21 protein-coding genes are annotated in these 25,877 nt (G+C 37.6%); 11 read left to right on the top strand and 10 right to left on the bottom strand.

What is annotated here, in order from left to right; all coding sequences use genetic code 11:
* Positions 1-33: 33 nt before the first annotated feature.
* Together trkA and BTO11_RS03675 are read left to right on the top strand one after the other, a co-directional pair.
* A complete protein-coding gene (gene trkA / locus BTO11_RS03680) occupies positions 34-1,410 on the top strand; it encodes a Trk system potassium transporter TrkA (protein ID WP_105051321.1) in 1,377 nt (458 codons plus the stop codon).
* Between the two features lie 5 nt (positions 1,411-1,415).
* The gene (locus BTO11_RS03675; RefSeq protein ID WP_105051320.1) at positions 1,416-2,177 is read left to right on the top strand and encodes a hypothetical protein; all 762 of its coding nucleotides are present in this window, start codon (positions 1,416-1,418) and stop codon (positions 2,175-2,177) included.
* Between the two features lie 140 nt (positions 2,178-2,317).
* Here BTO11_RS03675 and BTO11_RS03670 read toward each other — a convergent pair whose 3' ends face one another.
* The 3 genes from BTO11_RS03670 to BTO11_RS03660 form a co-directional block, all read right to left on the bottom strand.
* Positions 2,318-3,769 (bottom strand): TrkH family potassium uptake protein, encoded by a 1,452-nt coding sequence (locus tag BTO11_RS03670; RefSeq protein ID WP_105051319.1) that lies wholly within the window; start codon positions 3,767-3,769, stop codon positions 2,318-2,320.
* 9 nt (positions 3,770-3,778) lie between these two features.
* The gene (pepQ, locus tag BTO11_RS03665) at positions 3,779-5,110 is read right to left on the bottom strand and encodes a Xaa-Pro dipeptidase (protein ID WP_105051318.1); all 1,332 of its coding nucleotides are present in this window, start codon (positions 5,108-5,110) and stop codon (positions 3,779-3,781) included.
* 148 nt (positions 5,111-5,258) lie between these two features.
* The gene (locus BTO11_RS03660) at positions 5,259-7,181 is read right to left on the bottom strand and encodes a transglycosylase SLT domain-containing protein (protein ID WP_105051317.1); all 1,923 of its coding nucleotides are present in this window, start codon (positions 7,179-7,181) and stop codon (positions 5,259-5,261) included.
* A 280-nt stretch (positions 7,182-7,461) separates the two neighbouring features.
* Here BTO11_RS03660 and fadB point away from each other — a divergent pair, with 280 nt between their 5' ends.
* The 3 genes from fadB to tusA all read left to right on the top strand — a co-directional run bounded on the left by fadB (position 7,462) and on the right by tusA (position 11,183).
* Positions 7,462-9,615, top strand: a complete 2,154-nt coding sequence (gene fadB, locus BTO11_RS03655) for a fatty acid oxidation complex subunit alpha FadB (protein ID WP_105051316.1) — start codon at positions 7,462-7,464, stop codon at positions 9,613-9,615.
* A gap of 13 nt (positions 9,616-9,628) precedes the next feature.
* Positions 9,629-10,792 (top strand): acetyl-CoA C-acyltransferase FadA, encoded by a 1,164-nt coding sequence (gene fadA, locus BTO11_RS03650; protein WP_105051315.1) that lies wholly within the window; start codon positions 9,629-9,631, stop codon positions 10,790-10,792.
* Between the two features lie 139 nt (positions 10,793-10,931).
* Positions 10,932-11,183 (top strand): sulfurtransferase TusA, encoded by a 252-nt coding sequence (gene tusA / locus BTO11_RS03645; RefSeq protein WP_105051314.1) that lies wholly within the window; start codon positions 10,932-10,934, stop codon positions 11,181-11,183.
* Positions 11,184-11,231: 48 nt separating this feature from the next.
* Here the strand turns inward: tusA and BTO11_RS03640 are convergent, their stop codons facing one another.
* The 7 genes from BTO11_RS03640 to dnaA form a co-directional block, all read right to left on the bottom strand.
* Positions 11,232-11,693, bottom strand: a complete 462-nt coding sequence (locus BTO11_RS03640) for a hypothetical protein (RefSeq protein WP_181135829.1) — start codon at positions 11,691-11,693, stop codon at positions 11,232-11,234.
* A gap of 123 nt (positions 11,694-11,816) precedes the next feature.
* On the bottom strand, positions 11,817-13,880 hold the full coding sequence (glyS, locus tag BTO11_RS03635) for a glycine--tRNA ligase subunit beta (RefSeq protein ID WP_105051312.1): 2,064 nt from the start codon (positions 13,878-13,880) through the stop codon (positions 11,817-11,819).
* 3 nt (positions 13,881-13,883) lie between these two features.
* The gene (gene glyQ, locus BTO11_RS03630; protein WP_105051311.1) at positions 13,884-14,798 is read right to left on the bottom strand and encodes a glycine--tRNA ligase subunit alpha; all 915 of its coding nucleotides are present in this window, start codon (positions 14,796-14,798) and stop codon (positions 13,884-13,886) included.
* 115 nt (positions 14,799-14,913) lie between these two features.
* Positions 14,914-17,361, bottom strand: a complete 2,448-nt coding sequence (gene gyrB, locus BTO11_RS03625) for a DNA topoisomerase (ATP-hydrolyzing) subunit B (RefSeq protein WP_105051310.1) — start codon at positions 17,359-17,361, stop codon at positions 14,914-14,916.
* Positions 17,352-18,479, bottom strand: coding sequence for a DNA replication/repair protein RecF (gene recF, locus BTO11_RS03620; RefSeq protein ID WP_105051309.1), 1,128 nt, complete (start codon positions 18,477-18,479; stop codon positions 17,352-17,354). Before recF ends, gyrB begins: the two co-directional genes overlap by 10 nt.
* Before the next feature lie 32 nt (positions 18,480-18,511).
* Positions 18,512-19,615 (bottom strand): DNA polymerase III subunit beta, encoded by a 1,104-nt coding sequence (gene dnaN / locus BTO11_RS03615; RefSeq protein ID WP_105051308.1) that lies wholly within the window; start codon positions 19,613-19,615, stop codon positions 18,512-18,514.
* A 13-nt stretch (positions 19,616-19,628) separates the two neighbouring features.
* Complete coding sequence (gene dnaA / locus BTO11_RS03610) at positions 19,629-21,020, bottom strand: chromosomal replication initiator protein DnaA (RefSeq protein WP_105051307.1); 1,392 nt, start codon at positions 21,018-21,020, stop codon at positions 19,629-19,631.
* A 418-nt stretch (positions 21,021-21,438) separates the two neighbouring features.
* Between dnaA and rpmH the strand changes: the two genes are divergently transcribed.
* From rpmH to BTO11_RS03580, 6 genes are all read left to right on the top strand, one after another.
* Positions 21,439-21,573 (top strand): 50S ribosomal protein L34, encoded by a 135-nt coding sequence (rpmH, locus tag BTO11_RS03605; RefSeq protein WP_105051306.1) that lies wholly within the window; start codon positions 21,439-21,441, stop codon positions 21,571-21,573.
* Between the two features lie 2 nt (positions 21,574-21,575).
* Positions 21,576-21,944, top strand: coding sequence for a ribonuclease P protein component (rnpA, locus tag BTO11_RS03600; RefSeq protein ID WP_105051305.1), 369 nt, complete (start codon positions 21,576-21,578; stop codon positions 21,942-21,944).
* Positions 21,899-22,165 carry a membrane protein insertion efficiency factor YidD gene (yidD, locus tag BTO11_RS03595; RefSeq protein ID WP_219846455.1) on the top strand — a complete coding sequence of 89 codons (267 nt, stop codon included), beginning with the start codon at positions 21,899-21,901 and terminating at the stop codon, positions 22,163-22,165. The genes rnpA and yidD overlap by 46 nt, the downstream gene beginning before the upstream one ends.
* A 5-nt stretch (positions 22,166-22,170) precedes the next feature.
* Positions 22,171-23,823, top strand: coding sequence for a membrane protein insertase YidC (gene yidC / locus BTO11_RS03590; protein ID WP_105051304.1), 1,653 nt, complete (start codon positions 22,171-22,173; stop codon positions 23,821-23,823).
* Between the two features lie 113 nt (positions 23,824-23,936).
* Positions 23,937-25,316, top strand: coding sequence for a tRNA uridine-5-carboxymethylaminomethyl(34) synthesis GTPase MnmE (gene mnmE / locus BTO11_RS03585; RefSeq protein ID WP_105051303.1), 1,380 nt, complete (start codon positions 23,937-23,939; stop codon positions 25,314-25,316).
* Positions 25,317-25,352: 36 nt separating this feature from the next.
* Complete coding sequence (locus tag BTO11_RS03580; protein WP_105051302.1) at positions 25,353-25,799, top strand: flavodoxin domain-containing protein; 447 nt, start codon at positions 25,353-25,355, stop codon at positions 25,797-25,799.
* Positions 25,800-25,877: the final 78 nt, after the last annotated feature.

The following is a 25,877-nucleotide window of genomic DNA, read 5'->3' as shown; positions in this document are numbered from 1 at the left end:
TAATAAAAACAATAGGTTAATAAGTATCTCAATATGAAGATAATTATATTAGGTGCAGGACAAGTCGGCGCGACTTTAGCGGAAAACCTCACAAGTGAAGAAAACGAAATCACTGTGGTTGATATTAACGCTGAAAAGCTGCACGAACTGCAAGACAAATTAGACTTACAGGTCGTTTGCGGACATTGCTCTCATCCCGACGTGTTAAGACAAGCCGGTGCTGAAGATGCCGATATGTTGATTGCCGTTACCAGAAGTGACGAAGTTAATATGATGGCTTGCCAAGTCGCCTACAGTATTTTCTCTACCCCAACTAAAATTGCCCGAATTCGCTCTCAGCAATATTTAAAATACAAAGAACAACTATTTCATAATCACGACTTACCGGTTGACCACTACATTGCTCCAGAGCAATTGGTGACTCAATATATTCGTCGTCTTATTGAATACCCTGGAGCATTGCAGGTTTTAGAATTTGCCGGTGGCAAGGTGTCTTTGGTTGCGGTAAAAGCCTATTACGGTGGCTCATTGGTAGGTTATGCACTTTCTGCCTTAAAAGAACATATGCCAACCGTGGAAACACGAGTTGCGGCAATATACAGGAAAGGCCAAGCGATTAAGCCTCTTGGTACCACAGTGATTGAAGCTGATGATGAAGTATTCTTTGTTGCAGCCTCCATACATATCCGTTTAGTGATGAACGAGTTACAAAAACTTGAAGATAGCTATAAACGGATTATGATCGTCGGTGGCGGAAACATTGGTGCTGGTTTAGCAAAACTGTTAGAAACTGAATATCGTGTAAAAATAATTGAAAAGAATCAAAAACGAGCAGAATATTTATCGCAACTACTTGAACATACAGTTGTTTTTACAGGCGATGCATCAGATCAAGAGCTATTAGCTGAAGAACAAATAGACCAAACAGATGTGTTCATTGCGGTTACTGATGATGACGAAGCTAATATCATGTCTGCTATGTTAGCCAAACGTATGGGCGCGCACAAAACCATGGTATTAATTCAACGTAGTGCTTATGTTGATTTAGTACAAGGTGGCGAAATTGATATTGCCATCTCACCTCAACAAGCTACGATTTCCGCTTTGTTAACACACGTTAGACGTGCTGATATTGAAAATGTTTATTCATTACGTCGTGGTGCTGCAGAAGCCATTGAAGCCATTGCTCATGGCGATGAAAACAGCTCAAAAGTGGTTGGCAAATCGATACAAGAACTAAAATTGCCACCTAAAACGACAGTAGGCGCAATTGTAAGAGGTGATGATGTTCTCATTGCGCATGATGACACTGTTATTAACAGTAATGACCATGTTATTCTCTTTTTAGTGGATAAAAAACATATAACGGAAGTTGAGAAATTGTTCCAAGTGAACGCATTTTTCTTATAAAAACTATGAATAATCAAGAAACACAAAACGATACTCCTGAAATTTCTGACCACCAGAATAGTAGTTATCAGGATAATTATTTTAACTTAGGCTATTTTGTCCGTTGGGTTGGCATTAGTCTTATCATTATTGCAGGTTTAGTTTATTTAGCTTATCACTTAGGTTCTAACGAAAGTAATCATAAGGTAAATGAGTTAACTCAAGAGATTAAACGACTTAGTGATATGGACTCTTTAAATGAGCTTATTTCACAATTTGAGGTAATTGGCAGTAATATTAAGTTATCGGGTATTGAACGTGCTCGTCTAACTGAATTGTTAGACCAGGTGATTATTCATAAAAACAGTTTGCAACTTACCGAAGTTGAATTACAACAAAGCAAAAATAAAATTTCCAATATCACGGTAAATTATAAAGATCAGGTAGCTCGTCTTAAAAGAGAAATTAAAGTCCTAAAAGCTAAACTAGCAGAAGCTGAAATTTCTATGTCTTATAGCCAAGGCAAAGTGAAAACATTTAAACTTAATCTTAAAGATACATACGCTCTATTGGCGGAGCCTGCTGAACCTGCATCACGTGTTAGTTTGCAACGAATACTGACAAATGAAAAGGCACAAATATATGTTGGTAATTCATTAATGTCTTTCCAAATAGGCCATACATTAAGATTCCGATTTGTACCAAACTGGTTATGCAACATTACCTTAATCAAAATAGATAATGCAGCAAAACAAGTTGAGTTTGAATATAAGTGTGATCTGAATTAATTAAAGGTCTTAGCCTTAAGTTGTTTTATCTTTGATAGGACAACTTAAGGTTTGAAGTCTCTGGATTTAACAGCCCTGCCTTAAGATTTAACGCCCTCCAATTCCTTAAGCTATATGAAACAAGATAACTAGTTAGCGACTTAATTACGCCAGAATGCAGGGGTAAATAGTACCAATAACGTGAACACTTCCAATCGACCAAACACCATAGCCAACATTAATATCCATTTTCCACTATCGGTAACACTGGCGTAGTTTGCCGCTACATCACCTAAGCCTGGACCCAAGTTATTTAAACAAGCAGCAGTTGCGGTAAATGCGGTGATATTATCCATACCAGTGCCTATCAAACATATCATTATAATGACAAACACTAATGTATAAGCAGAGAAGAATCCCCAAACAGCTTCTACAACCCTATCTGGTAAAGCTTTACGACCTAACTTAATAGAAAATATAGCTTTAGGATGCACTAGCCTATTCAATTCTCGAATGCCTTGTTTGAATAATAGAATAACTCGCACCACTTTTAAGCCGCCACCAGTGGAACTCGCACAACCACCAATAAACGAACTAAAAATTAACAAGATAGGTAAGAAAATAGGCCAGGTAGAAAAGTTGGTAGTTGCAAAACCGGCTGTGGTGGAAACCGATACAGCCTGAAACAAAGCTTGATCGAGTGACTCTAAGTTAGAGTTGTACTCACCTTGGTCTACAAGTACATACCAACACACTAAAACCAAGGCTAGCTGGATATATAAGAAGATTCGAAACTCGGGGTCACGTATGTATTGCTTAATTGAACGGTTGGTCATCGCCGCATAATGCAGTGAAAAGTTAGCGGCAGCGATTAACAAGAACACCACACAAACTAAGTTAACCGCAGTGCTATCATAATATCCAATACTGGCATCATGCGTAGAAAAACCACCTATGGCGACAGTTGAAAATGAATGACTTATGGCATCAAACACATTCATACCAGCCAACCAATAACTAGCGGCACATAACAAGGTTAATGTTACGTAAATATACCAAAGGTGCTTAGCTGTATCAGCAATCCTTGGCGTCATTTTACTATCTTTCATTGGTCCAGGTATTTCAGCGCGATACAGCTGCATGCCCCCAACCCCTAAAATAGGTAAAATAGCGACAGCGAGAACAATAATACCCATACCGCCCAACCATTGTAACTGTTGGCGGTAAAACTGGAATGCTTTAGGTAAGAAGTCCAACCCAGTAAGTACGGTTGCACCTGTTGTCGTTAAACCAGAGAAAGACTCGAAAAATGCATCGGTTAAGCCCATCTCTGGTGTAGCAGAAAATATAAAGGGCAAAGCCCCAAACGAGCCTAATACAATCCAAAAGAACACAACAATTAAAAAGCCTTCTCTTGCTCTTAAATCTGCTTTTTGCATCCTATTGGGATACCAAATTAATATACCGGCGACTAAGTTGAAGAAAAAAGCGATGATAAATGGCACGCCACCACCATCGTTATAAATAATTGACACAATAGCAGGTGGTAACATGGCCACGCTAAATAAGGCAATTAACAATCCTAATATTCTAACTATCGTCCGGTATTGCATTGGCTTCTCTTATTTTAGTGCTAACTCACGAGTCATATTTTCATTACGCTCGGTGTGAACAATAATATTGTCTTCGATGCGAATACCACCAAATGGTTTAAATTCTGCAACTTTATCCCAATTCACCATGCTTTCTAATTTTGTGCCTTTTAAGTCAGACAATAGAGAGTCGATAAAATACAAACCAGGTTCAATAGTAAACACCATATCAGCTTCAATTAAACGAGTGGTTCTTAAAAACGGGTGTTCTTCTGGTGACGCTATATGTGTGCCTCTAGCATCTGCCATAAAACCACCTACATCATGCACTTGTAAACCAAGTTGATGACCTAACCCATGCGGGAAAAAGGTACGAACTAAACCAGCTTCTAACGCTTGCTGAGCAGGTACTTTAATAATATTAAACTGTTCCAACACATTCGCGATTAACATATGTGTTTGAATATGTAGGTCGACATAAGAACCATTTGGTTTCAATGCTTTGCCCATGTCTGTTGCAATTTGATCGACAGACGAGATAAGTTCAGCAAATTCATTAGTTTTATCAAATGAATAGGTACGTGTGATATCCGCAGCGTAACCATTAAATGAAGCACCAGCATCGATTAAGAAACTTTTTGGTGAAAGCGGCTTACTACGTAAGAAATGCGTGTAGTGCAATATTGACGCATTTTCATTTAACGCCACGATATTGCCATAAGGTGTTTCTGACTCAAGGTGCTGACATGCATCTAAATAAGCCATTTGAATACCGAACTCTGACTCTCCTGCATAAAACGCTTTTGCAGCTGCGTTATGACCTAAAACGGCTAAGCGATTGGCTTCACGTAAACAGTGTTTTTCATAATCCGATTTATAAGCTCTGTGGTAATGAAAGAAGTTCACTAAGCTATCTGGATTTATATGACCAAAGTTTAGTGCTTGAGCGACATCTACATTTTGCCCTACATAAGCAATATTTGAACGGTCATACGGTAATAACTGACCAACGTCAGATGGATTTTTTAAATAGACGATTTCAACTTCATCAGTCCAATACTCTGTTGGTTCGTCAGGCACTTTATGCCAAAAATCAACTGGGCGATAAAAAATTAACTTAGGCTTTGTTTTGCCATCAACCACTAACCAACAATGTGGATTATCCACAACAGGTAACCAAGCTTTAAAATGAGGGTTTACTTTAAATGGGTAGTCCATATCGTCTAAAAACTGACGGATAGGTTGTCCGCTATGAATAACCAGTGCGTCTACACGCTCGTTAGTAAGTGCTTCTAACGTTAATTTTTGCAGACGAGTTATATGTTCAGGAAAAGTAGCTGTTAAAGAAGAAGTTAAAGACATGATTTCGGCTCCGTATTTTTACAAGGAGTTTAGCATCTAAAGCCTTTTAGAATAAACAAGTTAGCGATAAATGATAAAAATAACAGCGGATCCATTTAATTAGGCCAATTTCATTAAAAAATTGACCATGGACCAGCGGCATTTGTAGTTACAAAGTTGGTTTAATTAATGTGCCCTGCATAGAGGCAAACACATTATCTGGACGTTTTAATAGCTTCTGGTACACCTCTGTATAAGCCATAACGGCTTTAACATAGTTTCTTGTTTCTTTGTACGGGATGGTTTCTATCCAGGCATCTGCTGGCATATCTTTATTTGGTAACCAAGTTACTACTCTTGAAAAACCAGCATTGTAAGCTGCGGTTGCCACTATCGGATTGCCGTTACTTTTCTTCATTAAATAAGATAAGTAATTAGTCGCTAACTTCACATTCTTTTCAGGTTTAAACAATTGAGACTTAATTACATTGGACTTTGCAACGTAACTTGCCGTACTTGGTTTTAACTGCATTAACCCAGCAGCACCAGCTGATGAGTAAGCATCTCGCATAAACGAGCTTTCTCTTCTGGCGATGGCAAATACAAATGCTGGGTCAACAACATTCTTTTTCGCGTTACTAGATAAAAGACTTTTGTAAGCTAAAGGAAAACGTAAGTTCACATCATTTAAGTAACCGACTGCCGCCAGTGTGAAAATGGGTCTGTCGTACCAACCCCAATTGTAAGCTAATTGAGCTGCTGCTAATTTCTCTCTAGTGGTGGAGTTTTTAATCAGTAAATTCCACTCTCTTCTAGCGTCATTTAATCTATTTATTTTAAATAACTCAAATGCACGCTGCATAACTTGTGAGCGTCCAATGTTAAGGAAGTCTAAGTCACTAATCTGTAAAGGTTCATGACGTAAGTTTGCTTCCACGCCCATTTTATTGGCTGATAGGAAACCATAGTAGCCTCGGTCTTCAGACAATTCAGCAAAGGCTTTCTTTGACCAATCTTTATTTCCCAACTGCTCTAATGCTCTTGCTTTCCAGTACACCACGGACTCATCTGCTTGCATTTTATCAGGTAAAGATGACAGGATATTTACTGTGTTCTGCCAATCTCCACTCTCTAAACTATAAGCTAAACGCCATTGTTTTACTGACTCGTCGACAAGTTCTTCTGGGACTTTTAATAACCATTCTAAACTTGAGTCATGGGCGGTTACCGCATAAGCCAAAGCTAGGCGCTTCGACAAAAACTCGGTCTCTGTTGTGCTAACAGAAAACTTAGGTGATAACTTTAACCATATACTCTCTACTTTTTCTGGCGACACAAACACCATCTTATTCAGTGCATATAACAAGATGTCTTTCTCTTTATTGTTATAAAGGAAAAAGAAGTTCTTTTTACCAACATTACTTGGTTTTTTGACGACAGATTTCCACAGGCTTGCTAGGTGAGTATCGGATTTTGCTAATCTTGATTTTAAATAAGGGATCAGTGCATTGTTTCTCTTTTTAATTGATAAGACTAAACGCTCTAGAGCTTTATCTGAGGTAAAGAATCCAGCCTTTTCCCATCTCTCAAATAAGTAGTTACACTCTTTTGGCTGAGATACAGGTGCCATCCAAATATTATCAATTTGAGGAAGTATATTGGTTAGTGCAGCACCAGTTTGTAGCTGCCAAGTTAAATTCAAACAATTTAATCTAACATCACCCACATCACCCACATCAACATACTGTTCTAAAAAAGCCTGCCTTAACTGTTTATCTGCTAAATAGTTTAACCATTTTTTTCGTAATCTTTGAGTAAAGGGGGCTTCTGGGTAACTAGCAATGATACCTGTGATACGACGCTTATTTGACAGCGACATATTACGGGCAAGATAAATAGACTCAGCATAAGGCGCTAAAGGGTAGTCTTTAATATCCTGAGCGATATCTAGATAAGACGATTTTGTGCCATACCTAGCTTCATGTTCAACTTTTAAGTACAACTCCCTGATATCTTCGATATCCTGTGCATAGCTAGAGAAACCAGCAAGGCCAATACACAATACAAGTACTTTTTTTAACGCATTTATCATTTAATACACATTACCTTTGAAATAATGATTCGCTAGAAGAAATAGATATAAAAATTAAATACACCAATAAGTTGTACTTAACTAATCTTAAGGTAAGTTCCCTATTTAGCAAGGGCTATAATTGTTAGCAAACGTTATACCAAGTAAATATTTACTTACAGTTGAATTCAAACAGTCGTTTAAAAACATTGCTTTTTTAGTGAAGTCGAGTAACACTCTATCAACTAATTAGACCAGTTGTATTTAACCTCTGTATAAATACCAAGCTAGGAGATAAAACATGTTGTTTAAAGGTGAGACCCTTTTCGTAGAGTTACAAAGTGATGGCATTGCCCATTTTACTTTTGACGCACCAGGTTCAGTTAATAAGTTTGATCAACAAACTATTCAAGAATGTAAATTAGCAACCGACGCAATCAACAAAAGCACCGATGTAAAAGGTGTTCTAGTGCGTTCTGCAAAATCTACATTTATTGTAGGCGCAGACATCACTGAGTTTCTTGGCTTTTTCAAAAATGAAGAGGCTGAATTAACTAAGTGGATTAAAAATAGCACAGACATGTTTGATGGCATTGAAGACATTAAAGTACCGACTATTACTGCTATTTCTGGTTTTGCACTTGGCGGTGGGTTTGAGTTCTGTTTAGCAACTGATATGCGAGTTGCTGATGAAACAGCACAAGTTGGTCTACCAGAAAATAACTTAGGTCTTATACCTGGTTTTGGTGGCACAGTTCGCTTGTCTCGTATTATAGGTCCAGATAACGCATTAGAGTGGATCACAAGTGCTAGACCACAAAAACCTAAAAAAGCGATTGCCGATGGCGCAATTGATGCCGTTACCCAAGGTGATAAGTTGATTGATGTTGCTACTGCAATGTTAACAGACGCTATCAAGGGTAAGTTAGATTGGCAGTCACGTCGTCAACAAAAATTAATGCCGATCAGTTACAGTGCAACTGAGCTAGAAAATGGCTCGATTGTAGCAAAAACGATGGTGATGGCAAAAGCTGGTAAGCATTACCCTGCTCCAATTGCAGCAGTAGAGTCAGTTTACTCTGGTGCATTATTGCCAAGAGCTGAAGCTATGTTAATTGAAAATCGTCTTTTTGCATCACTTGCAAAAACCGATACAGCAACCGCTATGATTGGCACATTCTTAAATGACCAATATGTAAAAGGCATTGCTAAAAAGGCAGCTAAAGGCGCAAAAATCACTGTGAAACAAGCGGCTGTATTGGGTGCAGGAATTATGGGCGGTGGTATCGCGTATCAATCAGCATCTAAAGGTACGCCAATTGTCATGAAAGACATTAATCAAGCGGCTCTTGATTTAGGCCTTTCTGAAGCATCAAAAATTCTTAACAAAAAATTAGCTAAAGGTCGTATTGATGGTAAAGCGTTTGCAAAAACCTTAACTAACATTACTCCTTCACTTAGCTATGACTCGTTAAAAGAAACAAATTTTGTTATTGAAGCTGTTGTTGAAAACCCAAAAATTAAAGCGGCAGTTTTAGCTGAAACAGAACAACATGTTTCTGCAGACACTATTCTTACGTCAAATACATCAACTATCTCTATTAACATGTTGGCTAAGAGTCTTGCTCGCCCAGAAAACTTCTGTGGTATGCATTTCTTTAACCCAGTACCGTTAATGCCGCTTGTTGAGATCATCCGTGGTGAGAAAACATCGGATGAAACTATTGCAGCGACCGTTGCTTACGCATCAAAAATGGGCAAAACGCCAATTGTTGTTAATGACTGCCCTGGTTTCTTTGTTAACCGTGTATTGTTCCCTTACTTTGCTGGATTCAGCTTATTACTAAATGACGGCGCTGACTTTACTAAAGTCGATAAAGTTATGGAACGTGACTTTGGTTGGCCAATGGGTCCGGCATTCTTACTAGACGTTGTCGGAATAGATACGGCGGATCATTGTACTGATGTAATGTCAGACGGTTTCCCAACTCGTATGCCTAAACTAGATAAAGACCCAGTTACTACGCTTTACACTAATAAGATGTACGGTCAAAAGAATGGTAAAGGTTTCTACACTCACAGCCTAGACAAACGTGGTCGTCCGGCTAAAACAGTGGATGAATCAACCGTTGCTTTACTTGCAGATATAGCACCGGCAAATAAAGAGTTCGACAAAGCTGAAACCATTGACCGTTTAATGATACCTATGATCAACGAAACTATTCGCTGTTTAGAAGAAGGTATTGTTGCTTCACCAGCTGAAGCGGATATGGCTTTATTATACGGCGTAGGTTTCCCTCCTTTCAGAGGCGGTATATTCCGTTACGTTGATACCCTTGGCTTAGCTGAGTTTGTAGCTCAAGCAGATAAATACGCTCATTTAGGTGAGATTTATCAAGTAACCGATAAAACTCGTGAAATGGCTAAAAATGGCCAATCTTTTTATACAGCCTAGTAGGAGCTAAAAAATGAAAAATGTAGTTATTGTAGATTGCGTTCGCACCGCTATGGCAAAAGTTCGTGGTGGTATGTTTACTCATGTTAGAGCTGAAGATTTATCTGCCGCTGTAATGAAATCGTTGTTAGCACGTAACCCACAAGTTGACGCATCTGAATTAGATGACGTTATTTGGGGTTGTGTTATGCAAACACTTGAGCAAGGTTTTAATGTTGGTCGTCAAGCAGCACTACTAGCTGGCATTCCAACATCAGTGCCTGCTGTAACGGTTAACCGCTTATGTGGTTCATCTATGCAAGCCTTGCATGATGCAGCTGCTAAAATTATGTCTAACCAAGGTGACATGTTCATCATTGGTGGTGTTGAGCACATGGAACACGTTCCTATGACGCACGGACTAGACTTCCACCCAGCTCTTAACCTTTCGACTGCACAAGCAGCTGGTTCTATGGGTTTAACAGCGGAAGCGTTAGCACGTAAATATGATATTAGCCGTCAAATGCAAGACGAATTCGGAGCTCGTTCACATCAACTTGCTTATGAAGCTAGCATTAAAGGTCATTTTGCTAACGAGATAATTCCAGTTGAAGGCCATGATGTTAATGGCGCATTAACTATGTGTGATTACGATGAAGTAATTCGTCCTGAGTCAACAGTTGAATCTTTGTCTAAGTTACGCCCAGTGTTTAATCCGGTTAATGGTACTGTTACTGCAGCAACTTCTTCTGCATTATCAAACGGCGCATCTGGCATGTTAGTAATGAGCGAAGAGAAAGCTAAAGCATTAGGTTTAACTATTAGAGCTAGAGTTAGATCTATGGGTGTTTCTGGTTGTGAGCCATCAACAATGGGTTGGGGTCCAGTTCCAGCAACTGCTATTGCACTTAAACGTGCTGGTTTAGCGATAACTGATATACAACAGTTTGAATTAAACGAAGCGTTTGCAGCTCAAGCTCTTTCAGTTATGAAGGGGTTAGGTATTGAAGACCGTATGGACTCTATTAATCCTAACGGTGGTGCTATTGCCCTAGGACATCCACTTGGTTGTTCTGGTTCAAGAATATCGACAACGCTTATCAATAATATGGAAAGAAACGATACTGAACTTGGTTTAGCGACCATGTGTATTGGTTTTGGCCAAGGCATAGCCACCATATTTGAAAGAGTTAATTAGTTCTGACTGATTACAAATGAAGCGGTTAATTTTGTTTTAGTACAAATTAGCTAAGCAAATATAAAAAAGGTGTTTTAGTCCTCGACTTAAACACCTTTTTTTATCAAAATCACGTTATTAACCAATTCGGCCTTAAACAATGAATTCCAATCCTGAAAATATACAATCAAATGAAACGTTAGACGCGCTTGGTTTACGCTGCCCAGAACCCGTTATGATGGTAAGAAAAACCGTTAGGAATATGGAACCTGGACAAACGTTATTAATAAAAGCAGATGATCCGGCTACAGTAAGAGATATACCATCGTTCTGCCGATTTATGGGTCACGAGTTAGTTGAACAGTTTATAGAGAACAAGCCTTTTTACTTTCTAATAAAAAAACAAAGTTAGTACCCACTCACTACAAATTTATTAATTAACGGCTTTTATTACCAACCACTATTCTTTACTGATTTTAATATGGCTTGGCCCTGTTGTTGTCATTTTGAGGGTAAAAGTATAAAACGCGTCTTTAGTCGGCTTTATTTGAAAAGGCTTTTGTATGGGGGTCGTATTTAACTTATCAAAGTCATAAGTACATTCTAACTCTAGCCATTTATCTAGCTTAATAATTCTATCTGCATTATTTTTATAACCACAATTTTTATACTTAGACCATATCTTATCGGCAACCTTAATGTGATAAGCGCTTCCGTCAGCTTCTATTTTTGTTCTAACGACTTTATTAGTTGAGTCTTTAATTGTCACAAACTTAAATTCTGGCTTAGCTTCCCACCAAGTAAACTCCGATCGTAAGTACAAGTCCGAAGACTTATCTTGTTTATACATACTTTTGCAGCTGGTTAATAAAATAACCAATACTAAAATACTCAATATCTTCATTAAAACTACTCCATTCATTTTTACACTTGTTTGTATCTCGGTACCATACACAATACATGCCCCCGAACATACATATTCTATGCATAAAAAAAGCCAGATAAACTGGCTTTTTTATGACTATATCAATTTATCGAGCTTGCATTACAAAACTGAAATATCAGCAGTGAACATAAACAAACGCTGTAGTTCACCTAATATAGCTAAACGATTATTTTTAACCGCATTGTCATCCGCCATCACCATAACATCATCAAAGAATGAATCGATTACATCACGAAGATCAGCAAGCTGATTTAATCCTGCTTGATAATCGCCAGCGTCAAAGCTTTTATTAACAGAGCCAGAAATGGCTTTAAGTTTATTCACTAAATTAATTTCTGCAGCGTCAGTTAACAAGGCATCATCAATTTCAACAAACTCACTTTGGCCATTTTTGCTTAATATGTTGTTTACACGCTTATTTGCTGCTGCAAGTGCAACCGCTGTATCAAGTTTGGCAAAGTTAACCACCGCTTTTAAACGACGCTCAAAGTCCAGTGCAGAAGTAGGACGTTTAACTTCTACCGCTCTGATCATCTCAACTTTAATATTTTGCTCTTGATAATGCGCTCTGAAGCGTCCCAACATAAAGTCGATGACATCATCAATAACTTTATCGTTTGATAATTTATCAGCAAACAACTCAGCACTAAATTCAGCAATAAGTTTAAAGTCTAACGGTAACTCTTTTTCAATCAATATACGTATGATACCGATAGCCGCACGTCTTAGTGCAAATGGGTCTTTGTCGCCTTTTGGATGTTGACCAATACCAAATATACCCACTAAGCTATCAAACTTATCAGCAAGGGCTACCGCGCATGCTTCCATTGATGTCGGTAAGTCGTCACCAGCAAACTTAGGCATGTATTGTTGATATAAAGCATCCGCTACTTTGCTATCTTCGCCGTCGTTTAATGCATAGTATTTACCCATCACACCTTGGATGTCGGTAAATTCCATAACAACTTCTGTCATTAAGTCCGTTTTAGATAACAAACCAGCACGTTCAGACAAAGTAACATCCGCATTAATTTGGCTTGCAATATGCCCTGCTAGTTTTGCGATACGCTCTGATTTATCTTTTAACGTACCTAGCTGTTTTTGGAATAAAACAGTGTCTAGGCTTGCTAGTCTAGATTCCAGCGTATGCTTTTTATCTGTGTTATAGAAAAACTCAGCATCAGCTAATCTAGGTCTTACTACTTTTTCATTACCTGATATAACTTGCTGTGGGTCTTTACTTTCAATATTTGTAATAAAGATAAACTTAGGCAGTAATTTTCCGTTAGTGTCTAGTAAAGGAAAATACTTTTGGTCATCTTTCATTGTATAGATAAGAGCTTCAGGTGGTACATCTAAGAATCGCTCTTCAAAAGTACCAACCAGAGCAACTGGCCATTCAACTAAAGAAGTAACTTCATCGAGCAAGTCGTTATCTTCAATTGTGTTAGCTTTATTCTCTTTACAAATTACAGCCATTTGTTGGCTGATAGTTTGTTGTCTTTGGTTGAAATCAACCATCACATAAGCCGCTAGTAACTCATTTTGGTAATTATCAGCATGGCTAATTGTTACTAAGTCTTTATGGTGGAAACGATGGCCTTGAGACTGGTTTCCAGACGTTAAACCAAGAACTTGAGCTGGTAACACTTTATCGCCGTATAACGCTATTAGCGTGTGTACAGGACGAATAAACTCTTCTTTTCCTGCCCCCCAACGCATTGGCTTACTAATAGGTAATTGTTTTAGTGCTTGAACAATAAAACCTTCTACTAATTCGCTAATGTTCTTTCCTGCTACCGTAGCAACATGAAGTAACCACTCACCTTTATCGGTTTTAACGCGAGTTGCTTCTGTAACATCAATTCCACAGCCACGAGCCCAACCTTGAGCAGCTTTAGTTGCATTACCATCAGCATCAAATGCCGAAGATACTGCCGGACCACGTTTCTCAACTTGCTTATCCGCTTGTTGTTCATCTAAGTTATGTATTTTTAGCGCGAGTCTTCTAGGAGCTGCAAACCATTCAATAGAATCAAACTGTAAGTTTGCGCTATTAAGCTGTGCTTCAAAGTTTTCACAAAATGAAACGGCTAATTTCTTTAGCGATTTTGGCGGTAACTCTTCCGTACCAAGTTCGATTAATAAATTCTGTTTAATCATTTTTTAATCCTCAGCCGAATTAGTTTTACAAAGAGGAAATCCTAGCTGCTCTCTCGCATCGTAATATGCTTGAGCACATGCTTTCGACAAACTACGAACACGTAATATATAACGCTGACGTTCTGTCACTGATATCGCGTGACGAGCATCTAACATATTAAATGCATGAGATGCTTTCATAACTTGCTCATAAGCTGGTAGCGGTAAACTTGCTTCAATTAACTTTTGGCTTTCTTTTTCAGCCTGGTCAAACTCAGCAAATAACGCATCTACGTCTGCATGTTCAAAGTTATACGTCGACTGCTCTACTTCGTTCTGGTGGAAAACATCACCATAAGTAACTTTACCTAACGGACCGTCAGTCCACACTAGGTCATAAATACTATCAACACCTTGCAAATACATAGCTAAACGTTCAAGGCCGTAAGTGATTTCGCCGGTTACAGGTGAGCATTCAATACCACCAACCTGTTGGAAATAAGTAAACTGTGTTACTTCCATTCCGTTTAACCAAACTTCCCAACCTAAGCCCCATGCGCCCAACGTAGGAGATTCCCAGTTGTCTTCAACAAAACGTATGTCGTTAACCAATGTATCCAAACCTAGCTCTTCTAGAGAGCCTAAATATAGCTCTTGAATATTCTTTGGAGATGGCTTCAACATTACTTGGAATTGATAATAATGTTGTAGACGATTTGGGTTTTCACCATAACGACCATCTGTAGGACGACGACACGGTTGCACATAAGCACTGCTCATAGGCTCAGGACCTAACGAACGTAAGAATGTCATTGGATGAAAAGTACCAGCACCAACTTGCATATCTAGTGGTTGAATGATGACACAGCCTTGTCTAGCCCAATAATCTTGTAACGCTAAGATCAGGCCTTGAAATGTATTACTATTATATTTGCTCATAACTCTGTTCTATTGAACCTTATAAGTTAATCTATTCGTTAATTTTAGTGATGACTTAAACGTAATAAAGCCTAGCAGCACAAGCTGGTAGGCTTTATTAATAAATGTAATTAACTTATACGTCTAAGTTAGCTACTTTAAGCGCGTTCTTTTCAATAAAGTCACGACGTGGTTCTACATGATCACCCATTAAGGTAGTAAATAATTGATCACATGCAATCGCATCTTCAATTCTTACTTGTAACATACGACGTTGTTCTGGATCCATTGTAGTTTCCCACAATTGCTCAGGGTTCATTTCACCCAATCCTTTATAACGTTGAATGTATAGACCACGTTTAGACTCTTTCATTAACCATTCTACTGCCTGAGCAAAATGCTCAATTGGGAAACGTTTTTCGCCACGGCTTACATAAGCACCTTCTTCAAGAAGGTCCATATTGATGTTAGCAATCTCGATTACATTTTTGTATTCAGTTGAATCAATGAAGTCTTTAGTAAACGTATAATCACGGTCTACACCATGTTGTCTAACTCTAATTTTAGGTAGTGTTAGTTTACGTTCTTCATCAAAAACAGTTAATGGCGTGTAATTTACACCTTCAGTTTCATTATCATTTAAGTATTTAGTGAAACTTTCAATCCAATTAACAACGTTTGTTTCGTTGTCCAACTGTGATGATAATAAAGACTTTTGGAACATTAACCCTGACAATATTTTAGGGTTAATTTTCTTAGCTAAGCGATTAAGGCTAGACTCTGCTAAGTGGAACTGTCTTAATAATTTCTCTAATTCAAGACCATGTACCGCAGGCGCTTCTAAACTTAAATGTAGCGTACTACCTTCAAGTGCCAATGTGGTTAAGTATTCAGTTAATACTTCATCATCTTTAATATAACGTTCTTGTTTACCTTTCTTAACTTTATATAGTGGTGGTTGTGCAATATAAATATAACCACGTTCAACAAGCTCAGGCATTTGACGGTAGAAAAAAGTTAGCAACAAGGTACGGATATGAGATCCATCCACGTCGGCATCGGTCATGATAATAATATTATGATAACGAAGTTTCTCTGGGTCGTATTCGTCACGTCCAATACCACAACCTAATGCAGTGATTAGCGTACCAACTTCCTGAGAAGATATCATCTTATCAAAACGTGCTTTTTCAACGTTCAAGATCTTACCTTTAAGAGGCAAGATTGCTTGGTTTTTCCGATTTCGTCCCTGCTTGGCTGAACCGCCAGCAGAGTCTCCTTCCACTATATATAGTTCTGACTTACCAGGATCTTTTTCCTGACAGTCAGCAAGCTTACCAGGCAAGCCTGCAATATCTAATGCACTTTTACGTCTAGTCATTTCACGTGCTTTACGAGCCGCTTCACGCGCTCTAGCAGCGTCTATAATCTTCATTACAATTAGTTTTGCAATAGTTGGGTTCTCTACAAGATAATCTTGTAATTTTTCACCCATTGCTTGTTCTACTGCACTTTTAACTTCAGAAGAAACTAACTTATCTTTTGTTTGTGATGAGAATTTAGGATCTGGTACTTTAACAGAAACAACCGCCGTCAAACCTTCACGAGCATCATCACCACTAGCAGAAACTTCTAACGCACCTTTTTTACCTTTGCCTTTATTTAGGCCTTCAGAACTAATGTAGTTATTTAGTGTACGAGTTAATGCACCTCTAAAACCACTTAAGTGAGTTCCACCATCACGCTGAGGTATATTATTAGTAAAACAAAGAATATTTTCTTGGAATGAGTCATTCCACTGCATGGCAACTTCAACCATTATTCCATCATCTTTTTCTAGATTGAAATAGAATATTTCTTGGTTTACTGGAGTTTTGTTGGTATTTAAATAATCAACAAACGCTTTGATACCACCGTCAAAGTAAAAGTGTTCACTTTTATCTTCTTCACGCTCATCAATAATACGAATAGATACGCCAGAGTTTAAGAAAGATAACTCTCTAATTCTCTTAACTAAAATATCAAAATGGAATAATACGTTTGAGAATGTAGTTGGGCTTGGCCAAAAACGCACTTCTGTACCATTTTCAGTAGCATCACCAACAACAGCTAATGGCGAAACTGGTTCACCCAATTTATACTCTTGTTCGTACAATTTACCATTACGGCGAATATTAAGAAGTAGTTTATCGCTCAATGCATTTACTACAGAAATACCAACACCGTGTAAACCACCAGATACTTTATAACCTGAGTCTTCACCACCGAATTTACCACCGGCATGAAGAACAGTCATAATAACTTCTGCAGCAGAAACACCTTCTTCAGGATGAATTTCTGTTGGAATACCACGTCCATTATCTCGAACAGATACAGAACCATCTAAATGAATCTTTACAACGATTTCACTACAGTGACCCGCTAAGGCTTCATCTATAGAGTTATCAAGTACTTCGAAAACCATATGGTGTAAACCTGAACCATCGTCAGTGTCACCAATATACATTCCCGGACGTTTACGAACTGCATCAAGGCCTTTTAAGACCTTAATACTTGCCGAATCATAATCATTTTCTACGGACATATCTGCTCCATACTCTCTTGTCTGACGGTGCCATGTTCCACGTGGAACACATTGACAGAATCTGTGTAATTCATAAATTCCCTTGCAATATTATTCTCTATCCCTGTAACGAAAATTTGAGCTTGGGAATGCAAAAGCATTTCCAGCATCGTTTGTCTTGTTTGTTGATCTACCTCTGACGGTAAATCGTCAACCAACAACAAAATATTTTTCTTAGTTGTTTGTTTGATGATGTTCACCATAGCAACAACTAATAAATAGAAAAGCATTTTTGCCTGTCCTCTAGAAAGACGACTAGACATATCTTCTCCATCTTTTAAAAACAAATAATCAGCGCGATTAGGACCAAAGCCCACTTGTTTATATCTGATGTCTTTATCGATTTGCTTTAACAGCATCTCATCAGATACTTCTTGTTCAAGTGCTTTCTTTTTGTAACGTATGACTAAGTTTTTTAATAAGTCAGTTCGTTCGTTACTTTCAAGTTCCAATGCTAATCCACTGATTGCTTTCGAAAAATGTTTATCTAAAAACAACTCTCGAAAATCATCAATTTTTTGTGCTAAATCAACCAGGCCGCGATACCAAAAAAGTAACTCTCTTTGATTCACACCACCACGTCTTAATAAAGCGTTGGTCTGTTTTAATGTTTTATTGTAAGCAATCCAGTCATTTTGAAATTCATGTTCCACGTGGAACAAACCAAAATCAAAAAAGCTTCTTCTTGCTTTAGGTGAGCTCCAAAAAACATCAAAGCTCTCAGGTGTGATCAATTGAGTAGGAAATAAAATAGAGGCCTGAGATAGCTTAGTTACTACTTCACCGTCTAACTTTAGTTTAGATGTTCCGTTTCCTTCTAAACCAATTCCTAACTTATGCGTTTTAGATTGTTGCTCTAAGTCAGCGCTTACCGCCAATAAAGAACAACCATCTTTTAACAACTCACCTTTTTTACTTGTTCTAAACGATTTTGCCCGACTAAGGAAAAACAAAGATTCTAATATACTTGTTTTTCCGCTACCGTTTTTACCGTAAAAAACATTTACTCTTTTATCAGTCGTGATACTTGCGGTTTCTATATTCCGAAACCCAAATATCTTTAATTGGGATATCAACATTTATTGATATTAACCAAAGATAAACTAGCCAACTAAAGTTTCATCGGCATAACAACGTATAAACTAGATCCGTCGTCATAACCTTCAATTAACGCACTACTGTTTGAGTCCGCTAGCATAATTTTAACTGTGTCTGTTTTAATATTATTTAACACATCGATCATATAAGACACGTTAAAGCCTATTTCCAATGAATCACCCGTGTAATCAACAATAGCAGATTCTTCAGCTTGCTCTTGCTCTGGGTTATTAGCAGAAACTAATAATTCACCGTTAGATAGATTTAAACGAACACCTTTAAATTTCTCATTAGATAAAATAGACACGCGCTGGAATACTTCTTTCAACATAGACTTGTCAGCAACAATTGTTTTATCGCCGCCTTGTGGAAGTACTCTACGGTAATCAGGAAAACGTCCATCCACTAACTTAGTTGTGAATATAAAGTTTTGCTCTTCTATACGAATATGATTACTACCAATATGCAATTGGATAACGGCATCGTCATCTTCTAGTAAGCGTATAATCTCTAGAACAGCCTTACGCGGCACTATAACTTGTCTTTGCTCTGTTAACCCATTAACGATAGGTTGTTGCGCTAGAGCAAGTCTGTGGCCGTCTGTAGATACAGTTCTAATTAAATTAGGCTCTAATTCAAACGACATACCATTTAAGTAATAACGAACGTCTTGGTTTGCCATAGAGAAATGAGTACTTTCAATAAGTGCTCTTAATGCATGGCGAGTTAATTCAATTTTTTCTGAACTAGACCATTCTTCAAGGTTTGGATAATCGCTTGCAGGTAAAGTTGAAAGGCTAAATTTACTTTTGCCTGATTTAACAACCGCTGAATGACCATCAACTTTAAACTCGATTTCTGAGTTGTCTGGTAATGAACGACATATATCAAATAACTTCTTGGCCGGAACGGTTATCGCACCAGCTTGAATTACATTACCTGGTACAGCAGAAGCGACTAATTCAACTTCCATATCTGTGCCGGTAAATTTGACTTCTTCAAGTGAAGTTTCAATTAATACATTTGATAGGATTGGTAACGTATGTTTACGCTCAATAGCACCAGATACTAATGTTAACGGTCTTAATAATGCTTCTTTACTAATAATTATATGCATTTGTCTATTCCCACTACGAAGACAAGATTCTGTTCAGGTTTTGAACATCTTCTTTAATTTCGTGACTTTCTTCTTTTAATTCTTTGATCTTTCTACACGCATGCAGAACGGTTGTATGGTCTCTGCCACCAAATGCATCACCAATTTCAGGCAAGCTATGGTTAGTTAATTCTTTTGCTAACGACATGGCAATTTGTCTTGGTCTAGCGACCGAACGACTTCTGCGCTTAGACAAAATATCAGCCACTCGTATTTTAAAGTACTCGGCAACTGTCTTTTGAATATTATCGATCGTTACTAATTTATCTTGTAAGGCTAATAAGTCTCTTAATGCGTCTTTTACAAAATCAATTGTAATAGGTCTACCGGTGAAGTTAGCGTTCGCTATCACCCTATTAAGTGCCCCTTCTAACTCTCTAACGTTAGAACGTAATCTTTTAGCAATAAAAAAGGCAACTTCTTCTGGTATTTTAACCTTACTTTGATGTGCTTTTTTCATTAAGATTGCCACACGAGTTTCTAACTCTGGTGGCTCAATTGGCACATTTAAGCCCCAACCAAATCGGCTTTTTAGTCTATCTTCAACCCCATCGATTTCTTTTGGATATCGATCGGATGTTAAAATTATTTGTTTGTTACCTTCAAGTAATGCATTAAAGGTATGGAAAAACTCTTCTTGTGAACGGTCTTTTTTAGCAAAGAACTGAATATCATCTATTAACAGCGCATCTAATCCACGGTAGTAACGCTTAAATTCTTCAATGGCGTTATTTTGCAATGCTTTAACCATGTCCTGTACAAAACGTTCAGAATGCATATAAACCACTTTGGCATCTTTCTTATTATCCATAATGCCATTACCAACAGCGTGCAATAAGTGAGTTTTACCTAAACCTGTACCACCATATAAAAACAATGGGTTATAAGCATTACCAGGATTATCGGCCACTTGCATTGCTGCAGCACGTGCTAATTGGTTGCTGTTACCTTCAACAAAGCTATCAAAGGTATAAGATTCATTTATATTTGATTTATGGTTTGTGCGTAAGCTCTGATTATTAATCGGCATGACACGAGATGGAGTATGTGAAGGTGCATTCACAGTGTTACTAGATGGACTTGGCGTCACTGGCGCCTGATTACTAGGCGCATTAACTATTTTTGAACCAACATCAAAGTTAACGCTAGGGATATTATCCGCATCACCAAACTGACCTAACAGTTCAGAAATACGAACCATGTATTTATCTCTAACCCAGTCCAAGACAAATCTATTTGGCGCATACAGAGTAATTAGCTTTTCTGAGCTATGTAACTGCAGTGGTCGTATCCACATATTGAACTGCTGCAAAGTTAATTCTTGCTCGAGAACTTGCAAGCAACTTTGCCAAAGAGATTGATACACTGATTATCCTAATATGATGTACGGTTATAAAATTATAATCGCCGTTAAGCATTTTCTATTATGCCTTAGGTTTATCCACAAACTCAACAAAGAATATGAATAAACTTCAATTAAAATATCAGTCCTTATTTTATAGATAGAGGGCGTGTGATATTTGAGTTAAACCCAATAAATAATAGATTAAAATTTGATTGTCATTTATTAACAAAATAGAGCTAAAACAGCAAAGTTATACACAAATTACAGATAAATTAAGATAAAAATGTGTATATCTTATTAATTTTAGTTTTTTTGAATGATTGTGTTGACTATATTTCCATCTATCTATATTATTCGGCGTCCTTTTTTGGGACCCTGCAGGGGTCGCGACCTGCGGAATATTTACATTAATTAGTTAAACCGATCGGATGGATTTAATATGAAACGTACATTTCAACCTAGCGTTCTTAAACGTAAACGTAGTCACGGTTTCCGTGCTCGTATGGCAACAAAAAACGGCCGTGCTGTCTTAGCTCGTCGTCGTGCTAAAGGACGTGCTCGTCTTTCAGCATAATTGTGAAAAGTAATACTTTTCCAAGGGAGTTACGCCTTGTAACTCCCTCTCAATTTTCCCGCGTTTTTGACCACCCCGTTAAAGCAGTTTCTGATCACATCACAATATTAGCTAAATTTAATGATCTAGAAAATCCACGTATTGGATTAACGATTGCTAAGAAAAAAGAAAAAACAGCAGTTGGTAGAAATAGAATTAAACGAATAATTCGCGATAGCTTTCGTTTAAATCAACATAATTTGCCCAATATTGATATAGTAGTCATCGCCAGAAACCAAATAGGTGAAGCAGACAATAAACATCTGCATAAGCAATTGAATAAATTATGGAAAAAAATAACTCTGCGTTGCGAGCAATCCTTAAAACAATAATAAGGTTTTACCAAAAGGCGATAAGTCCTTGGTTTCCAGCAAAGTGCCGTTTTTATCCAAGTTGTTCAGAATATGCAATTGATGCAATTAATCACCATGGTTCGATAAAAGGCTGTTGGTTAAGTTTAAAACGTATTTTAAGATGTAACCCATTTAGTCAAGGTGGATTTGATCCAGTACCAAATTCAACTCAATCAAATATAGAAAAAAAAGAGAATTAAGCTCTATGGAATCGCAACGTTCATTTTTAATTATTGGTTTAGGATTAGTAAGTTTTTTGTTATATCAACAATGGCTCGTTGACTATTCCCCAACCCCACAAGTAACACCTCAAATCGAACAAACAAATAATAATATTGTTGGCTCGGCTTTACCTTCATCTGTTGATGCAAACAGTGATTTACCATTAGCGCCTAGTTCAGACATCGTTGAAACACCAAAACAAGAACAGCACTTAGTGACTATTACCACAGATACATTTGAGGTAAATATTGACACTAAAGGTGGTGATGTTGTTAAAACCGTATTGCTGAAACATGATGCTGAACATAAATCAGATGATAAGTTTGTGTTGTTATCTCAGGAGCCAAATGTCTATGTTGCTCAATCTGGATTAATTGGACGCAACGGTCCTGATGCTTCAACTGAAGGTCGCCCTATCTACCATATAGAAAAAACCGAATGGGTAATGGAAGGCGATGATCTTGTTGTTCCAATGACTTATACAAGTAAAGATGGTTTAGAAGTAACAAAAACGTTTTACTTCCAACGCAATAAACACTCTATTGATGTTACGTTCAAAGTTAAAAACACGTCATCTAAATCTTTACAATTTTTACCTTTTTATCAATTAAAACAAGATTTCTCAAGTGATGAAGGCAGTATGATGATGCCAACGTATCGCGGTGGAGCTTATTCTACAGCGGAAGAATCTTATGAGCATTATGACCTTGATGACATGTTAGACACAAAACTTGATGAAAATACATTAGGTGGTTGGGTTGGCATGATCCAACATTATTTTGTAAGCGCTTGGGTTCCGGCCAAAGAACAGAACAACATCATCTTCACTAAAGTAGTCGGAAATGGCAGATATGGGATCATAGGTGTTAAATCTCCAGAAGTTGTTATTCAACCTGGTGAAACAGTAGAAGATAAAGCGACATTATTCTCAGGTCCTAAAAATCAAGCCGAACTTAGTGAACTGCATGACACTTTAGACTTAACCGTTGATTACGGTATGTTATGGTTTATCAGCCAAATATTATTCTCTTTGCTTATCACTATTTATGGTTTTGTGGGCAACTGGGGTATCGCAATTATATTAATCACCGTCTTTGTTAAAATGTTGATGTATCCATTAACCAAGAAGCAATATGAGTCTATGGCTAAGATGCGTGCATTACAGCCTAAAATGGCTAAGCTAAAAGAGCGCTTTGGTGATGACCGTCAGAAATTTGGTCAAGCGACAATGGAGTTATATAAGAAAGAAAAAGTAAATCCAATGGGTGGTTGTTTACCTCTTCTTCTACAGATGCCGATTTTCTTAGCGTTATATTGGGTATTCTTAGAAAGTGTTGAATTACGTCATGCACCATTTGGTTTATGGATTTCCGACCTTTCAGCTTCTGACCCATATTATATTTTACCTGCGCTGTTTGGTGCTTCTATGTTCTTAATGCAGAAGTTATCACCAACACCAACTACCGATCCTATGCAACAAAAAATGATGTTGTGGATGCCAGTTATTTTCTCTGTATTCTTTATTATGTTCCCAGCAGGATTGGTATTGTATTGGTTTATATCAAACGTAATATCTATCCTACAAATGCTGTTCATTTATAGAAACATAGATAAAAAAAACGCAGCTAAAAAATAACTCTATGTAAACGGTTTAGTAAAAGTGCTGAACTGTTTTTTAAAATTGAGTTAAAATCAAAGGTGACTATTTAGTCACCTTTTTTATTGCATTAAATTCAAAGAGATACTCCAATGACCGTACTAGCTTATTCAAATGACACCATAGCTGCACAAGCAACTGCCCCAGGAAAAGGAGGGGTTGGCATAATCAGAGTATCGGGTCCACAAGCAGAATTAGTTGCTAACAAGATTTTAGGTAAGTGTCCTAAAACACGTTACGCAGACTATTTACCATTTAAAGCATTAGATGGGGAATTATTAGACCAAGGCATAGCATTATTTTTTAAAGGGCCAAATTCATTCACCGGCGAAGATGTACTAGAACTACAAGGTCATGGCGGCCCAATTATTGTTGATATGATATTACAACAAATTACTCAAATTGAAGGAATTCGCCTAGCGCGTGCTGGTGAGTTCTCCGAACGAGCTTTTTTAAATGACAAAATTGATTTGGCACAAGCTGAAGCAATTGCAGATTTAATTGAAAGTAACTCTGTACAAGCAGCTAAGTCTGCAATGCAATCATTACAGGGTGAATTCTCAAACAAAATTAATCAGCTTGTAGAGCAGATGATACGTCTACGTATTTATGTTGAAGCAGCTATCGATTTTCCAGATGAAGAAATCGATTTCTTATCTGACGGTAAAGTAGAAAAAGACCTACTCGCTATTATCGATTATCTAGTCACAGTACAAAACCAAGCCAAACAGGGTTCAATAATACGCGAAGGCATGAAAGTAGTTATTGCTGGTAAACCAAACGCCGGTAAATCATCTTTATTGAACGCGTTATCAGGTAAAGACTCAGCCATAGTAACAGACATAGCTGGAACGACTCGTGACGTATTAAAAGAGCATATTCACATTGACGGTATGCCGTTACATATTATTGATACAGCAGGTCTTAGAGAAAGCCCAGACAAAGTAGAGCAAATTGGTATTGAACGCGCTTGGCAAGAAATAGTATCCGCAGATAAAGTATTGCTTTTAGTTGATGCGAGCGAAAATGAGAGTTTACAGCCAGGTGAAATATGGCCCGAATTTATGGCCAAATTACCAGAAAATATGCCTATTACGATTGTTCGCAATAAAATAGATTTGGTTGAATTAAACCAACAAGAGATTCATGTAGATGGAGACATCCCAGTTTTATCTATTTCAGCTCAACATAATATTGGTATTGAAGAATTAAGAGTACACCTTAAAAAATCCATGGGCTTTCAAGGCACAACAGAAGGTACCTTTATGGCAAGACGCCGCCATTTAGACGCTCTCGATGCTGCTTATTCCCATTTAATAACGGGTAAGGAACAGTTACTTTCTTACATTGCAGGTGAAATTTTAGCGGAAGAGCTACGTATCGCCCAGCAACACTTAAATGAAATAACCGGTGAATTTAGTTCGGATGACTTATTAGGCCGAATCTTTAGCTCATTTTGTATCGGTAAATAATACTAATAAACATCAAATAAATTGAATAAGAAAACTATGATCGAATTAATAGTAGGAACAGAAACAGGTACTGCAGAATATGTAGCAGATGAAGTGTTAGAGTTATTAGAAGCTAACGAAATTGAATCCAGAGCGACCTTAGAGCCGGAGTTAGAGTTATTATCGACTTCTAACTTATGGATAATAATCACATCCACACATGGCGCTGGAGACATTCCTAACAACTTACAACCTTTCATCCAATCTCTCACAGATAACCAAACGGACTTATGCGGTAAAAAAGCAATGATCATATCCTTAGGAGATTCCAGTTATGACACTTATTGCCAAGCAGGAACCAAGATAAAAGATCAGCTTTTAGCGTTAGGTATTGAGCTTATTACCCCTATTTTTCAGGTTGACGCTATGAATGAAGAGATGCCCGAAGACCTTGTAATGGAATGGTTAGCAGATCTTTTACCCCTAATATCAAGCCTAAACTAACATTTGATCGAAATAAATTAGGATCCAATAATAAAAAACAATAAAATTGGATCTTAATTGTTATTAACATCCCACACC

The sequence above is a fragment of the Psychrosphaera saromensis genome (assembly GCF_002954545.1).
GTDB lineage: Bacteria > Pseudomonadota > Gammaproteobacteria > Enterobacterales > Alteromonadaceae > Psychrosphaera > Psychrosphaera saromensis.
The sequence above is the reverse complement of the archived record's forward strand: the minus strand, read 5'-3'. Positions and strand labels throughout refer to the sequence as shown.

What these genes read in the sequence shown, in the direction of transcription:
- tusA (WP_105051314.1), top strand. Translation starts at nt 10,932, where the DNA reads ATGAATTCCAATCCTGAAAATATACAATCAAATGAAACGTTAGACGCG.
- glyQ (WP_105051311.1), bottom strand. Translation starts at nt 14,798, where the DNA reads ATGAGCAAATATAATAGTAATACATTTCAAGGCCTGATCTTAGCGTTA.
- BTO11_RS03640 (WP_181135829.1), bottom strand. Translation starts at nt 11,693, where the DNA reads ATGAATGGAGTAGTTTTAATGAAGATATTGAGTATTTTAGTATTGGTT.
- recF (WP_105051309.1), bottom strand. Translation starts at nt 18,479, where the DNA reads ATGTTGATATCCCAATTAAAGATATTTGGGTTTCGGAATATAGAAACC.
- BTO11_RS03660 (WP_105051317.1), bottom strand. Translation starts at nt 7,181, where the DNA reads ATGATAAATGCGTTAAAAAAAGTACTTGTATTGTGTATTGGCCTTGCT.
- BTO11_RS03670 (WP_105051319.1), bottom strand. Translation starts at nt 3,769, where the DNA reads ATGCAATACCGGACGATAGTTAGAATATTAGGATTGTTAATTGCCTTA.
- rpmH (WP_105051306.1), top strand. Translation starts at nt 21,439, where the DNA reads ATGAAACGTACATTTCAACCTAGCGTTCTTAAACGTAAACGTAGTCAC.
- dnaN (WP_105051308.1), bottom strand. Translation starts at nt 19,615, where the DNA reads ATGCATATAATTATTAGTAAAGAAGCATTATTAAGACCGTTAACATTA.
- BTO11_RS03580 (WP_105051302.1), top strand. Translation starts at nt 25,353, where the DNA reads ATGATCGAATTAATAGTAGGAACAGAAACAGGTACTGCAGAATATGTA.
- fadA (WP_105051315.1), top strand. Translation starts at nt 9,629, where the DNA reads ATGAAAAATGTAGTTATTGTAGATTGCGTTCGCACCGCTATGGCAAAA.
- mnmE (WP_105051303.1), top strand. Translation starts at nt 23,937, where the DNA reads ATGACCGTACTAGCTTATTCAAATGACACCATAGCTGCACAAGCAACT.
- pepQ (WP_105051318.1), bottom strand. Translation starts at nt 5,110, where the DNA reads ATGTCTTTAACTTCTTCTTTAACAGCTACTTTTCCTGAACATATAACT.
- fadB (WP_105051316.1), top strand. Translation starts at nt 7,462, where the DNA reads ATGTTGTTTAAAGGTGAGACCCTTTTCGTAGAGTTACAAAGTGATGGC.
- glyS (WP_105051312.1), bottom strand. Translation starts at nt 13,880, where the DNA reads ATGATTAAACAGAATTTATTAATCGAACTTGGTACGGAAGAGTTACCG.
- yidC (WP_105051304.1), top strand. Translation starts at nt 22,171, where the DNA reads ATGGAATCGCAACGTTCATTTTTAATTATTGGTTTAGGATTAGTAAGT.
- yidD (WP_219846455.1), top strand. Translation starts at nt 21,899, where the DNA reads ATGGAAAAAAATAACTCTGCGTTGCGAGCAATCCTTAAAACAATAATA.
- trkA (WP_105051321.1), top strand. Translation starts at nt 34, where the DNA reads ATGAAGATAATTATATTAGGTGCAGGACAAGTCGGCGCGACTTTAGCG.
- gyrB (WP_105051310.1), bottom strand. Translation starts at nt 17,361, where the DNA reads ATGTCCGTAGAAAATGATTATGATTCGGCAAGTATTAAGGTCTTAAAA.
- BTO11_RS03675 (WP_105051320.1), top strand. Translation starts at nt 1,416, where the DNA reads ATGAATAATCAAGAAACACAAAACGATACTCCTGAAATTTCTGACCAC.